Raw genomic sequence first — 12818 nt, 5'->3', positions numbered from 1 at the left:
CCGATCCTTCGGCGCCTAATGAATTTCCTGATTGAAATTTGAATTTTCTGGCGACAATCGCCGTCATGCAAATGTAAAAGTCGGATTGTGCTGCTGGAAGTATGCTCAGAGCGTGCTGAACAGGCCGTTGCATTGCCGATGAACACTCGGTCTGCTCTCATGGTCGGCCAAAGGGACTGCGGGCGTAATGCGGGTGTTGATCGCGACGGACGCCTGGGCGCCGCAAGTCAACGGCGTGGTCCGGACCCTGACCTCGCTGGCACGCTGCGCCCCCCAGGTGGGGATGGAGATCGTCTTCCTGCCCCCTGACGGGTTTCCGCGCTTCCCGGTGCCGAGCTATCCCGGTCTGCATCTCGCGATCCCCGACGTGCAGACGATCGCCCGCAGGATCGAGGCGGCCCGTCCCGATGCGATCCATATCGCGACGGAGGGGCCGATCGGCCAAACGGTGCGGACCTACTGCCTCCGGAACCGACTGCCCTTCATGATGAGCTTCACCACGAAACTCCCGGAATGCATCGCCGCGCGCTTCTTCGTGCCGACGACTTGGAGCTACTGGGTGCTCCGGCGCTTCCACGCCGCCGGGCGGGTCACCATGGCCTCGACGGGCTCGCTCGTGCGCGAGCTGCGCGGGCGCGGCTTTCACCGACCTCTCGGGCGATACAGGGAACGAGAACCCGATCGCCCTGAAGCGCATCGAGAACCTGTTCTGTCGCGACGAGCGCGCGGCCATCCGCCTGCGGCTCGGCCAGAGGCTTCTGGAGCTGCCGTCTCGTGAGAGACGTGTCACCGAGACGGGATCCAGGGCGAGTCCCGGAAAAGTCGGGAGCCGTTCCCCGGCCGATCGTAGTGCGGCGCGACGCCTGCGCCCGTCACGACGAAGGGCGCCCGGCCTCATGGCGGGGCGCCCTCGCATCCTCTCTCGGTCGGGTCGAGCATCGTCCCGGCGACAGGGGCCGGGCGGATGGTCTAGTAGGTGCCGAACTTGTAGTTGATGCCGGCGCGGACGAGGTCGCCCTCGGTGCGCACGCGGGTGACGGTGGCCGGGACCGGCGTGCCGGAGGCCGGGATGATGTCGTAAGCGCCGATGACGCTCCGGCGGCCGAGGTCGAAATGCAGGTATTCGACCTTCAGGGTCACCGCGCTCGACCGGAAGAAATTCAGGAAGTTGTCGGTCGGGAGCGCGTATTCGATGCCGCCGCCATAGGCGTAGCCGGTCTGGATCCGATCGTAGCCGCCGCTGATGCTCGCGGTCGGACCGCTGGCGAACCCGCCCAGCGTGGTGCCGATGGTGAGGACCGACGAATACTGCGTCTGCCCATAGGCGAAGCCGCCGGTGCCGTAGATCAGGAACCGGTCGAAGGCGTAGCCGACGCGTCCGCGGACCGTCCCGAGGAACGACAGCTCGCTGCGGGTCGCGCTGTCGAGATTGACGTCGTTGGCGCCGGGGAAACCCGGGAAGCCGACGATGGTGGCCGAGGCGGCCCGGCGGCGCTGGAGGTCGGTATAGGCCGCGTCGGCCTCGATGCCGAACACGAACCCGGAGCCCGGCGTGAACTGGATGTTGTAGCCGATCTGGGCGCCGCCGGTGAAACCGCCGGACTCGCCCCGGCCCGCGCCGGTCCCGAGCGCCGCCAGATAGTCGGCGGTGGGGATCTGCGGGATGTCGAAGGCCGTGACCGTCTCGCGGCGGCGCTCGCTCCAGGCGTAGCCGGCATTGAAGCCCGCGTAGAACCCGGTCCAGGTGAAGACCGGGACGGGGGTGAAGACGGGCGGCGGCGCTTGGCGGCGCGGCAGGTCGGCGGCCTGGACCGCCCCGGCCGCCAGCAGGGATGCGCCCCCCGCCAACAGAAGTGTCTTGATCATGGTCGAGAGCCAACTTTCGTTCGAGGGCGCGGTCCGTCGCCGGGGCGGCCCTGAAGGCCATCCCGGCGCGCGGGGGATCAGCGGATCGTGCCGTTGAGGCCGGCCGGGAAGAAGCCGCCGGGCCGCGCCGACGGGTTCAGGTAGACGATGTTGAGCACCTGGCCCGTGGTGCGGGCGAAGGCCTGACCGTTGGCCGGGCTCGTCAGCGAGAGGTTGGCGATCGTCGCGGTGCCGATGCCCTGGTCGAGGTCGCTCGCGCCGTCGAGGGAGTCGCGGGCATCGGAGATCTTGAGGGCCGGCGTGTAGAGGCCGCGGCTGTAGAGAACCGTGCGGATCGTGCCCGCATGGTAGGCCTCCGCGGCGAGGATGCCGCCGGCCGCGGCCAGGATGGTCTTGCTCGTCACGAGCGGGGCCGCGCCGAGATAGGCCGACACGCCGACATCCTCGAAGATGTAGGCGGCGAGCAGGAACGAGGTCTCGTCGGCGAAGGCGTCGAAGGTCTGGCCCGCTGTGATGAGCCCCGCGGCCTGGGCGGCGGCGGTGAACGAGGCCGTCAGGTTGATCGCCGGCCGCGCCACCCGGTTCGCGCCGAGCGCGCTGCGCAGGAACTGGACGTGGATCCGCTCCTCGCTGGCGATCTCGGTCGCGTAGTTGCGGATCGCCGCGGTGGCGAAGTTGACCTGCCGCCCGCCGGTGACCGCGCCGGGGGTGCCGGTGCCGGTGACTTCGCCGTCGGTCAGTCCCCGCCCGGTGACGGCGCGCAGGTAGAACTCGGCCTCGAGATATTCGAGGTTGAGCGCGAAATTGAGGATGTCGGTGTCGGTGACGGTCTGAGCCGCCGCCGGGCTGAAGGCGGCCGGTCCGACGATGGCGGATCCGGCGACGCCGAGGCCGACGCTCTGGATGAACGCGCGCCGCCCGGCGGCGCGATCGACGCCGTCCGGCGCCGGGGCGGCGCCGGTGGACCGGCCGACCCCACGAAGAAATTTGAGAACCACGGTGACGCTCCCGCCCATTGTTTGGCTTGCGGCGGCATCCTGCTGGGGCGTCGGATAACCGACAAGAAAATAGCCGGATAGAAGAGGCTAAGAACATGAATTATGCAGTGGATGTGATAAAACAATCACGTCTTATGGTATGAATTTGCACAAATTATCACGCGCCCGTGATCGATATTCTGAGAGTCCTCAGTTTTCGGCATCACTAATACAATTTTCCGTGATCGATCGATGGCGTTGTTCGACCCATCGGCGGCAGGCGGCCGGAGCGATCCCACCTCTCCAAGCGGCGCTCGATCCGGCCTATCCTGCCCTCCTCGTCCTCCGTGCGGGGCGCCTGCGGGTCCGGCCATGTCGATCGACCGTCTCGAAACCCTGGCGGAGCGCCGAGGCGCCGACGTGCTCGTCGAGATTCTGCGCAGCGAGGGCGTCCGCTACGTCTTCGGCAATCCCGGGACGACCGAGCTTCCGCTGATCGACGCCCTGACGGAGGCGGCCGACATCGCCTACGTGCTGGCGCTCCAGGAGGCGAGCGCCGTCGCCATGGCCGATGGCTACGCCCAGGCGGCGCGCCGGCCGGGCTTTCTCAACCTGCACACGGCGGGCGGCCTCGGGCACGGGATAGGCAATCTGCTCAATGCCCAGATCGCGGGCACGCCCCTCGTGGTGACGGCGGGCCAGCAGGATTCCCGGCACGTCGTCACCGATCCGCTCCTGTTCGGCAATCTCGTGACGATCGCCGGCCCGACCGTGAAATGGGCCCGCGAGGTCACGAGCGCCGACCAGCTTCCGGTGCTCCTGCGCCGCGCCTTCCACGACAGCGCCGCCGCGCCCTCGGGGCCGGTCTTCCTGTCGCTGCCGATGGACGTCATGGAGGCGCGGACCCGGGCGCCGCTGGGGGAGATCTCGACCATCGACCACCGGGCCGTGGCCGGCTCCCTCGCGCCCCTCGCCGCGCATCTCGCGGGCTTCGCGCCGGGCCGGCTCGCCCTGATCGCGGGCGACGAGGTCGAGATGAGCGACGCCTCGCTCCAGGCCGTCCGCCTCGCCGATGCCCTGCCGCCCCGGTCTACGGCTCGTCCTGGCCGGCCCATATCCCGTTCCCGACCGCCCACCCGCTCTGGATGGGCAACCTGCCCACCAAGGCGAGTGCCATCGCCGCGATCCTCGGGCACTACGACGCGGTCTTCGCCCTGGGCGGCAAGTCGCTCATCACCGTCCTCTATACCGAGGGATCGGCGGTGCCCCCGGGCATCGCGGTGTTCCAGCTCTCGGCGGATGCCCGCGACCTCGGCCGCACCTACGCGACACGGCTCTCCACCGTCGGCGACGTGCGGGCTTCCCTCGATGTGCTGCTGCCCCTCGTGGAGGCCCAGGCCGGTGTCCAGGCGACGGCCCGGCGCGCGTTCCGGGCCGAGGCGGAGGCCGCCTACGCGGCGCGCCGGGCGGAGTTGTGGGGCCGGGCCGAGGCCGCCTTCGCCGACCCGGTCATCGCGCCGCTCGTCGCCGCCCGGGAGATCGGCCGGGCGGTCGGCGCCCACACGGCCATCGTCGACGAGGCGCCCGCGACGCTCGGGCATCTGCGCACGCTGCTGCACAGTCCGTGGACGCGGCAATATTCGTCGATCCGCGGCGGCGTGCTCGGCTGGGGCATGCCGGCCTCGGTCGGATTCTCGCTGGGGCTCGACCGGGCTCCGGTGGTCTGCGTCGTCGGCGACGGGGCCGCGATGTACTCGCCCCAGGCCCTCTGGACCGCCGCGCACGAGCGACTGCCGGTGACCTTCGTGGTCATCAACAATGCCGAGTACAACATCCTGAAGACCTTCATGAAGGCGCAGGCCCATTACGCCAGCGTGCGCGTCAACCGCTTCATCGGCATGGATCTCACAGAGCCGCGCATCGACTTTCCCGCCCTCGCGCTCGCGATGGGCGTGCCGGCCCGGCGGATCGAGCGGGCGGCCGACATCGCCCCGGCGCTCGAGGCCGGGATCGCCTCGGGCCGGCCGAATCTCATCGAGATCGTGGTCGCCGCAACCTGACCGGCCTGTCCGGGCGGCGCCGGCCGCGGGCCGGGCGCGGCCGGTCCGGAATCAGTTCGCCTCGGCGCTGGCGTTGACCACCGTGTCGGAAGCTGGCGCGGCCTCGGTGCCGGCGGGTCGCAGGATGCCGCGGATGTCGGCACCCTCCACGCCGAAGCGGACCCAGGCGGCCCGGCAGCGGCGCTGGTCGGCATCGGCCAGGAAGTAGCGCTCCTGCTCATCGAGCAGGGTGGCGTAGACGGCGGCCCGCACGCCCCGCTCCTCGCCGACATAGAGATCGTAGATCCGGCCCCAGAAGGCGCGATCGAGGTCCCACTCGCAATGGCCCGCGGCCTTCATCAGGGCGAGCTTGCGCAGGCTCTGCCGCTCGGCATGCGGCATGGTGAGGAAGCCGATCTGCGCCTTGATGGCCCGGCCCCCGGCCTCGTAGCCGCTCGGGCTGGTGAGCGCCCAGGCGAGATACAGGCCGGCGGCGGCGGCCGTCCCGCCGACGAGAAGGAGCGCATTGCGAAGAATCATGGGCGTGCCCCGGTTGGCAACCCGAAGCGGCCCGCCAACCGTGGCGGCATCAAGGACAGCCCCGGGCTCCGCTCACGCCTTGCGGGCCACGGTGAAGCGCGCCGCATCCTTGAGCACCTGCGCCCCCTCGCCCCAGGGGGCCAGGGCCGCCTCGCACTCGGCCACCAGCCGGTCGCATTCCGCCCGGGCGCCGTCGAGGCCGAGCCGGTCGACCAGGGTGGCCTTGCCGGCGTCCTTGTCCTTGCCCGTGGCCTTGCCCATGGCCTCCGGGGAGGCCTCGCGGTCGAGGATGTCGTCGGCGACCTGGAAGGCCTGGCCAAGGGCCTTGCCGTAGCGCAGGAGCGCGGCCCGCTGCGCGGCGTCGGCCCCGCCGACCAGGGCTCCGGCCTCCACGGAGAAGGCCAGGATGGCGCCGGTCTTCATCGCCTGCATTTGAAGGGTGTCGTCGATATCCATGCTGGTGGGGCCGAAGCGCCCCTCCGCCGAGAGATCGAGGAGCTGGCCGCCGACCATGCCGCCGAGCCCCGAGGCGCGGGCAAGGCCGAGCACCAGTTCGGCGCGGATCGCCGGATCGGGCTGCCAGCGCGGCTCGGCCGTGACCTCGAAGGCCAGGGTCAGGAGCGCATCGCCGACGAGAATTGCGGTCGCCTCGTCGTAGGCCTTGTGGACGGTGGGCTTACCGCGGCGCAGGTCGTCGTCGTCCATGGCCGGCAGGTCGTCGTGGACGAGGCTATAGCAATGGACGAGCTCGACTCCGGCGCCGGCGGCCAGAGCGGCGGCCTCGGCCCCGCCGAGCATCCGCGCGGTCTCGATCGCCAGGAACGGCCGCAGCCGCTTGCCGCCGCCCAGCACCGCGTGGCCCATGGCCTCCATCAGGCGGGGCGGCCGCGCGATCTCGCCGGCCTGCAGGGTCGGCCCGAGCAGATCGACGAGGAACGTCTCGACGGTGCCGGCGACCTGAGCGAGCCTGTGGGTAAAGTCACCCGTATAAGCGTCCGCCTTGACCGGGGGGTGGGGAGCCTGCGTTGAGGTCATCGGGACTGGCCTGGATCGGGGAAGGGCGGACGCGAAGTGGCGGAGCCGGAGGACAGCGAAGCCGGTTGGCGCGGGCACGACCTGCGAAGGGTGCCCCCGTCGCGGAGAGCGGCTCCAACGCGCCGGTCCGGGTTGCGGCGGGCCGCCACCCTGATCACCCTTGCGCCCGTTGCGGTTCTCATCGTCACGCTCACGTTGGCGCTCGTCTATAGCGTGGTGAACCCGCCCTCAACCCTGATGCTCGGCCGATGGTTGACGCTTCAGGGCGTGCAGCGGGAGGGCGTGCCCCTGGACGCGATCGCGCCGGCCCTGGTCCAGGCGGTGATCGCCTCCGAGGATCAGCGCTTCTGCCTCCACAACGGCGTCGATTGGGGGGCGCTGCGCGAGGTGGTGGATGACGAGGAAGGGCCGAGCCGCGGCGCCTCCACCATCACCATGCAGACGGTCAAGAACGTGTTTCTGTGGCCCGGCCGCTCCTATCTCCGCAAAGGGCTCGAGATCCCGCTCGCGGTGATGGCGGATGCGCTCTGGGGCAAGCGCCGCACCCTGGAGATCTATCTCAACGTCGCCGAATGGGGGGAGGGGATCTTCGGGGCCGAGGCCGCCGCGCGCCACTGGTTCCGCAAGAGCGCCCGCGACCTGACCCGCGGGGAAGCGGCGCTTCTCGCTGCCGTGCTGCCGAATCCGATCCAGCGCAGCGCCGGCAAGCCGTCCCGCGGCGTGCGGGCGATCGCGGCCCGCATCCAGGGCCGAATGGGGCAGGTCGAGGGGCTGATGGGCTGCGTGAGGCGCTGAAGGGCCCCGCTTCGGGTCGGCCCCCCCTTCGGCGGCCACCACCGCGCCCGGGAGGCGATCCCAAGGGGCAAGAGCGATCCGACCTCGCGCGTCACGGCACGGGGCCCGCGCCTCACGCCTGTTCCGCCTCGCACAACTGGATCACGGCCCGCTCATAGGCCTTCGCGTCGAACTTCCGGAGCGAGTTCTCGCTCTGGTAGCGCACACTCCCGAAGATCTTGCGGGTCTGCCAGGGGCGGTCGTGCAGACCGTAGACCCAGGCGACGTTGGTGAACGAGTTCGCGTCGCGCCCGTCGAGGAAGTAGCGATTGTTCAGCCGCAGGGTCCGGGCGAAGCCCTCCTCCGGCGAGGGCGACCATTCGAGGATCTTCTTGCCCCAGTACATGCGCAGCTGATTGTGCATGTAGCCGGTCTCGCGCATCTCGCGCATGGCCACGTTCCAGTAATGGTCATGGGTGCCTCCCTCCGCCAGCACCTTCTCCGTGTAGAGGTGCGGACGCGGGTCGTCGGCGTGCTCGGCGAGCGTCTTGCGCGCCCATTCGGGCACCGCGCGGGCATAGTCGTCGTAGCCCTCGGTCCGGAAGACGTGGTTCATCGCCAGTTCGCGCCGGACGATCAGCTCCTCCAGATAGGCCGAGCGGTCGTCCCGGTCGCCGCTCTTGCTGGCGCGGATCGCCAGGGCGATCTCGACGGGGGAGATCTGCCCGAAATGCAGGTAGGGGCTCATATGCGAGGCGGCCCCCGCCTCCGGCTTGTTGCGGCCGGCGCCGTACCCGCCGAAGCCCTCCGCGAGAAAGCGGTCGAGGCGCTTGCGGGCCTCGGACGTGCCGCCGCGGAAGCGCCGGACCGGGCCGACCGCGGTGTCGAGGGTCAACTCGGCCAGGAGCTTGTCCGGGTCCGACACGTCGAGACCGCCCCTGACCGTCAGCTCCGGCGCCGGATGATCGACCCGGCGGGGTTTCAGCGGCTCGAGATACGCGTCCCAGAGCTTGTGCAGCTTCGGGCGCAGGGTCCGGGCGGCGTATTCGTGCTTCGGCGAGGCAGTCTCAAGGGGTACGACCACGTCGCCCTCGACCTGGACGATCCGGCACCGCGCGTCCTGCACGATGGTGTCGTACCAGCGCCGCTGGATCGCGAGGTATCCGCGGTCGAGGACGAGCAGCGCGGCCTTGGCCGAGAGATCGATCGCCACCTCGGCCGGCGTCGCCCGACGCAGGTGGAAGGCGATGCCGCGTTTCCTGAGACCCGCCGCCGCATCCACCAGCCCTTGGAGCAGGAAGGCGTAGTGACGGGCATTGGCTTCGGGAAATCCGTTGGCGCCGTCGAGCAGCCCGAAGCAGACGAGCACCGGCAGCCCCAGCCGGTTCGCTTCCTCCACGGCCAGTTCCAGCGCTGGATTGAAGTCCGCCCGCATGGATTGCTGCATCAGGTAGAGGACGAAATCCGCCTTCTCCCGCGGAGGCGCCTCGTCGAGGAGCCGGATACGCGCGGATTGGATGGCCATGCTCGCTCGGCTCCGCTTCCCGGTGGGGCTCCGGCTCTCGACACTCCGGCGCCGGCCGTCGCGGCTGCGAATGCGTGGCGGCCGCGAAGGTTGCCGTCCTCCCCGCAGAAGGCGGGTGCCGCTTTGACGCGGGCACGCTGCCGCGTGATGCGGCTCGCCCCTTGAACCCCGTTACGCCCAATCGGGGCTGAGGCGGCGACCCAGCGAGGCTGAGGCATTTCGGATACAGAGCGCGGCCGATGTGCGCTTCGGCACGACCGAACCCGCATCTTGCACCTCAGCGGCCTTGCAAAATTTTGTGACGCGTACAGATTGTGCGTTGCGGGATCGCGGACGGCGTCCTCGGTTCCGCTGCCCTCCTTGGGCGTTTCCTCCCTAGACTTCGGGCCGCTCGCAAGGGCGGCTTTTTTTTGCCCTGCGCCCCGCCGGGCCCACTGTCGATGGGCGATCAGCCGCGGGCGCGCGCGCGGATCATGAAGTTGTCGAAGGTGTATTCGGCCACCTGGAACCAGAGGTATTCCTCGTTCCGGAACGTCCGCAGGGCGTCGTAGATGCGTTTGAAGTCCGGGTTCTTGGCCGACAGGTCGGCATAGACTTCGTTCGCCGCCTTCCAGGCCGCTTCCATCACGTCCTGCGGGAAGGGGCGCAGCTGCGCCCCGCCTGAAACGAGGCGGCGCAGCGCCTGCGGATTGCGCGCGTCGTAGCGGGCCTGGACCTCCGCGTTCACCTGCGCCGCCGCGGCCCTCACAATCGCCTGGTAGCCCTTCGGCAGCCCCTTCCAGGCCTCGGCGCCGATCCAGAAATGCAGCATGCCGCCGCCCTCCCAGAAGCCCGGGTAGTGGTAGATCGGCGCGACCTTCTGGAGCCCGAGCCGCTCGTCGTCATGCGGGCCGATCCACTCGGCCGCATCGAGGGCCCGGCTCTCCAGCGCCGCGTAGATCTCAGGGCCGGGCGTCGGCTGGACCGCGGCGCCGAGCTTGGCCAGCACCGTGGCGCCGAGCCCGGTGACCCGCAGCTTCAGCCCCTGGAAGTCGCCCGTCGCCTTGATCTCCTTACGGAACCAACCGCCCATCTGCGCGCCGGTATTGCCGCCGGGCAGGGCGGTCAGGCCCTGCTTGGCGAAGATCTCGGCGAAGAGCTCCGCCGCTCCGCCCTGAAGCCACCACGCATTCTGGCCCCGGGCGTTGAGGCCGAACGGCAGGGCGGTGGCGAGGGCGAAGGCCGGATTTTTCGCCATACCGAGGGTCGCGGGGGCGTGGCCCATCTCGATCTTGCCGCCCGACACCGCCTCGAGAAGGCCGTCGGCCGGCACGGCCTCGCCCGCAGCAGAGACCTGGATCTGGAAGCGCCCGTCGGTCGCCTCGGCGATGGTCCGGGCGAAGGTCTCGGCGGCGCCGAAGAGGATGTCGAGATTGCGCGCGAAGCCCGAGGCGAGGCGCCAGCGCACCTCCGGCCCACCGTGCTGGGCGCGGGCGGGGGTGGCCATCCCGGCGGCGCCGAGGCCGGCCGCGAGCAAGGCGCGCCGGGGCAGGGTCTGCTGGGGCATCGTGGGGTTCGGCTCGGCTCCCGGCGGCGACGTCCGCCGCCCGCGTGCCATACACGCGAAGCGCCAGCTCTGGAAATCGTCGCGTCACCGCCGCTCCCGTGCTAGGGCGCCCCCGTGCGTACCGAGAATCTCAGCCTCCACACCGTTTGCGGCCTCGACGAACTCGTCGAGCACGAGGCGCGCGGCGTCAGCCACGTCCTGTCGATCCTCGACCCCGACCGGCCCGACCCGACCGCCTTCACGACCTACGGCGCCCATCACCGGGTGACCCTGCGCTTCCACGACGCCATCGCGCCCGCCCCCGGACTCGTTCTGCCCGAGCGGGAGGATGTGGAGACGATCCTGGCGTTCGGCCGCGCGGCGGCGTCGGCGGGTGGGTCGGTCCACATCCTCGTGCACTGCCATGTCGGCATCTCGCGCTCGACGGCGGCGATGGCGAGCCTGTTCGCGCAGGCCGAGCCGCAGACCTCCGCCGAGGCCCTGATCGCCCGCCTCCACGCTCAGCGGGAAAAGGCCTGGCCCAACGCTCGCATGATCGCCTTCGCCGACGACATCCTGGGCCGGCAGGGCCGCCTGAACGAGGCGGTGCGCCAGCTCCACGCCCTCCAGCTGCGCAAGCGCCCCGATCTCGAGCCGCTGATGCGCGACCTCGGCCGCGGGGCGGAGATCGACGCCGCTTTGCGGGGATAGGGCACCGGTCCGAGCGCCGGCGTCGACGGTCACGATGACAACGCTGGCCTGAGCGAGCGGGCCTTGTGCGGCGCTCCTCGGCGACGCCGGGCGGGGGCCTCATACCAGATCCGGTTGATCCCTTCGGGATGGCGGATTTGGGCTTCGCTCAAACGCCGTGCGGGCTTGCCTGATCCGGGCTCCGCTTTGATCAAGCGGAGCCCGGATCAGTTGCTGCGGGCCGGCGTGAAATTCCCGTCGCGCCAGATGTAGAGCACGTAGCCTTGGGCGGTGATGTCGCCCTTGGCGTCGAAGCCGACGGTGCCGAGCACCGTGTCGAAGCGCTCTCCGTGCAGCGCCTTGGCGATGGCCGCGGCCTCGGTGCTCCGGGTGAAGCGGCCGGCCTCGACCAGGGCCTGGAGCGCGGCGTAGCCGTAGATCATCGAGCCGTCGGCCTCGATTCCCTGGGCCTTGAAGGCCGCCACCACGGCTTGCGCCTCCGGCTTGCGGCTGGGGTCGAGGTAGAAGGTCATCAGGACGCCGTTGCTGGCCCCGCCCGCGATCCGGGCGAAGTCCGGCGTGGCGATGGCCGAGGTGCCGAACCATTGCGGGCGAAAGCCCCGCTCGGCGGCGATGCGCACGAGCCGGCCCATCTCCCCGGCGTCGCCGCCGTAATAGACCACCTCGATGCCCGCCGCCTTGAGCCGGTCGGCAAGCGCCGCGTCGTCGGCGTCGCTCGCCTGGAAGGCGGTGGAGACCGCCTCGTTCACGCCGATGCGGTTGAGGTTGTCCTTGGTGGCCGCCGCGAGCTGGCGCGAAGCGGGGGAGAGGTCGTTGAGGATCGCGATCTTCCGGTCGCGGAAGCGCTCGGCCAGGATCGCGGCGGAGAGCTTGGCCTGGTCGTCGTCCCGGCCGCAGACCCGGAAGATCGTCGGCAGGCCGCGGTCGGTCAGCTTGGCGGCGACCGAGGCCGCCGTGATCATCACGATGCCGTGGGCCGCATAGACGTCGGAGGCGGCGAGCGATGCGTTCGAGCAGACATGGCCGACGACGAGACGCACATTGGCGTTGACGTAGTGGTTGGCGACGCCGACCGCCTGATTCGAGTCACAGGAATCGTCCTGCACGTCGAGCACGATGGTCTGGCCGTCGATGCCGCCCTTCGCGTTGGCGTCGCGCGCCGCCGCCTGCACCCCGCGCAGCACCTGCTCGCCGACGGCGACATAGGGGCCGGTGCGCGGCACCGCGACGCCCACCGTGACCTGCGCGGCGGCGGGAGAGAGGGGGGGCACGGCGAAGCCGGCCAACAGGGCACCGAGGGCGAGAAGGCGTCGGACCGTCATGTCGCCTCTTTCCCAGCCGGACGCGCCTTTGCCAAGGTCTACCGGCCCGGATCCTCGTCTCGGGGCAGGACGATCGTCCTGCAATCCCGCCTGAGCGCCCAGTGTTCCGGGCCGCCGAGCGTGCCGCATGGAACGATGCGGACGGGGCATTTGGCAAGCCGATCGGCCTGAAAACCGGGCCCCGTTCCGGCTCTCCCCCAGGGTATTCGAGAGGGGATTCGCAAGGGGATTCGCAAGGGGCTTCACAAGGGCCCACTCGGAGGAGTGGGCCGGACCCGGGTCCTACTGGGTGATGCGGTAGATGGAGGCGGCGGATCCCACGGGGGCCGCGATGGTCGAGACGACGCTGAGCACCTTGGCCACCTCGGCGAAGGGCGCGCTCGAGGCGTAGAGCAGGTCGCGATTGCGCATCCGGAACGTCTGGGTCAGGAACAGGCTCTGCGGATCGCGCATGTTGACCCGGTAGACCACCGGCACCATCGGCGCGCTCAGCAGCGGCGAGGT

The 12818-nt window shown here is 70.3% G+C and carries 10 protein-coding genes and 4 pseudogenes; 6 read left to right on the top strand and 8 right to left on the bottom strand.

The window, feature by feature from the left end:
• Positions 1–187: 187 nt before the first annotated feature.
• A pseudogene (locus LW587_RS03565) lies at positions 188–634 on the top strand (glycosyltransferase); the annotation flags it as partial.
• A gap of 16 nt (positions 635–650) precedes the next feature.
• Positions 651–746, top strand: a pseudogene (locus LW587_RS03560) (archaetidylserine decarboxylase); the annotation flags it as partial.
• A 223-nt stretch (positions 747–969) separates the two neighbouring features.
• Here the strand turns inward: LW587_RS03560 and LW587_RS03555 are convergent.
• The gene (locus LW587_RS03555) at positions 970–1866 is read right to left on the bottom strand and encodes an outer membrane protein (RefSeq protein WP_232628223.1); all 897 of its coding nucleotides are present in this window, start codon (positions 1864–1866) and stop codon (positions 970–972) included.
• A gap of 77 nt (positions 1867–1943) precedes the next feature.
• Positions 1944–2864 carry a ferritin-like domain-containing protein gene (locus tag LW587_RS03550; RefSeq protein ID WP_232628222.1) on the bottom strand — a complete coding sequence of 307 codons (921 nt, stop codon included), beginning with the start codon at positions 2862–2864 and terminating at the stop codon, positions 1944–1946.
• A gap of 231 nt (positions 2865–3095) precedes the next feature.
• Here LW587_RS03550 and LW587_RS24130 point away from each other — a divergent pair.
• Positions 3096–3503, top strand: a pseudogene (locus tag LW587_RS24130) (thiamine pyrophosphate-binding protein); the annotation flags it as partial.
• Positions 3504–3988: 485 nt separating this feature from the next.
• Entirely contained in the window at positions 3989–4903 is a 915-nt protein-coding gene (locus LW587_RS23970) for a thiamine pyrophosphate-dependent enzyme (RefSeq protein WP_269780287.1), read from the top strand.
• A 51-nt stretch (positions 4904–4954) separates the two neighbouring features.
• Here LW587_RS23970 and LW587_RS03535 read toward each other — a convergent pair whose 3' ends face one another.
• Positions 4955–5422, bottom strand: coding sequence for a hypothetical protein (locus LW587_RS03535; protein ID WP_232628221.1), 468 nt, complete (start codon positions 5420–5422; stop codon positions 4955–4957).
• Between the two features lie 72 nt (positions 5423–5494).
• On the bottom strand, positions 5495–6457 hold the full coding sequence (locus tag LW587_RS03530) for a polyprenyl synthetase family protein (protein ID WP_232628220.1): 963 nt from the start codon (positions 6455–6457) through the stop codon (positions 5495–5497).
• A gap of 36 nt (positions 6458–6493) precedes the next feature.
• Here LW587_RS03530 and mtgA point away from each other — a divergent pair, with 36 nt between their 5' ends.
• Positions 6494–7252 carry a monofunctional biosynthetic peptidoglycan transglycosylase gene (gene mtgA, locus LW587_RS03525; RefSeq protein WP_232628219.1) on the top strand — a complete coding sequence of 253 codons (759 nt, stop codon included), beginning with the start codon at positions 6494–6496 and terminating at the stop codon, positions 7250–7252.
• Positions 7253–7364: 112 nt separating this feature from the next.
• Here mtgA and LW587_RS03520 read toward each other — a convergent pair whose 3' ends face one another.
• On the bottom strand, positions 7365–8756 hold the full coding sequence (locus LW587_RS03520) for a deoxyribodipyrimidine photo-lyase (RefSeq protein ID WP_232628218.1): 1392 nt from the start codon (positions 8754–8756) through the stop codon (positions 7365–7367).
• 448 nt (positions 8757–9204) lie between these two features.
• Entirely contained in the window at positions 9205–10302 is a 1098-nt protein-coding gene (locus LW587_RS03515; protein ID WP_232628217.1) for a TRAP transporter substrate-binding protein, read from the bottom strand.
• A gap of 114 nt (positions 10303–10416) precedes the next feature.
• On the opposite strand from LW587_RS03515, the gene LW587_RS03510 reads away from it, so the two are divergent.
• Positions 10417–10992: a tyrosine phosphatase family protein gene (locus LW587_RS03510; protein ID WP_232628216.1), complete on the top strand. Its 576-nt coding sequence runs from the start codon at positions 10417–10419 to the stop codon at positions 10990–10992.
• A 206-nt stretch (positions 10993–11198) separates the two neighbouring features.
• On the opposite strand, the gene LW587_RS03505 is transcribed toward LW587_RS03510, so the two are convergent.
• Both LW587_RS03505 and LW587_RS03500 read right to left on the bottom strand, forming a co-directional pair.
• On the bottom strand, positions 11199–12314 hold the full coding sequence (locus LW587_RS03505) for a branched-chain amino acid ABC transporter substrate-binding protein (protein ID WP_232628215.1): 1116 nt from the start codon (positions 12312–12314) through the stop codon (positions 11199–11201).
• A 282-nt stretch (positions 12315–12596) separates the two neighbouring features.
• Positions 12597–12818, bottom strand: a pseudogene (locus LW587_RS03500) (polysaccharide biosynthesis/export family protein); the annotation flags it as partial.

The organism is Methylobacterium sp. Leaf118, assembly GCF_920984675.1.
GTDB lineage: Bacteria > Pseudomonadota > Alphaproteobacteria > Rhizobiales > Beijerinckiaceae > Methylobacterium.
The sequence above is the reverse complement of the archived record's forward strand: the minus strand, read 5'-3'. Positions and strand labels throughout refer to the sequence as shown.

Coding starts and splice junctions, on each gene's coding strand:
- LW587_RS03555 (WP_232628223.1), bottom strand. CDS start 1,866: ATGATCAAGACACTTCTGTTGGCGGGGGGCGCATCCCTGCTGGCGGCC.
- LW587_RS23970 (WP_269780287.1), top strand. CDS start 3,989: ATGGGCAACCTGCCCACCAAGGCGAGTGCCATCGCCGCGATCCTCGGG.
- LW587_RS03535 (WP_232628221.1), bottom strand. CDS start 5,422: ATGATTCTTCGCAATGCGCTCCTTCTCGTCGGCGGGACGGCCGCCGCC.
- LW587_RS03530 (WP_232628220.1), bottom strand. CDS start 6,457: ATGACCTCAACGCAGGCTCCCCACCCCCCGGTCAAGGCGGACGCTTAT.
- LW587_RS03520 (WP_232628218.1), bottom strand. CDS start 8,756: ATGGCCATCCAATCCGCGCGTATCCGGCTCCTCGACGAGGCGCCTCCG.
- LW587_RS03515 (WP_232628217.1), bottom strand. CDS start 10,302: ATGCCCCAGCAGACCCTGCCCCGGCGCGCCTTGCTCGCGGCCGGCCTC.
- LW587_RS03505 (WP_232628215.1), bottom strand. CDS start 12,314: ATGACGGTCCGACGCCTTCTCGCCCTCGGTGCCCTGTTGGCCGGCTTC.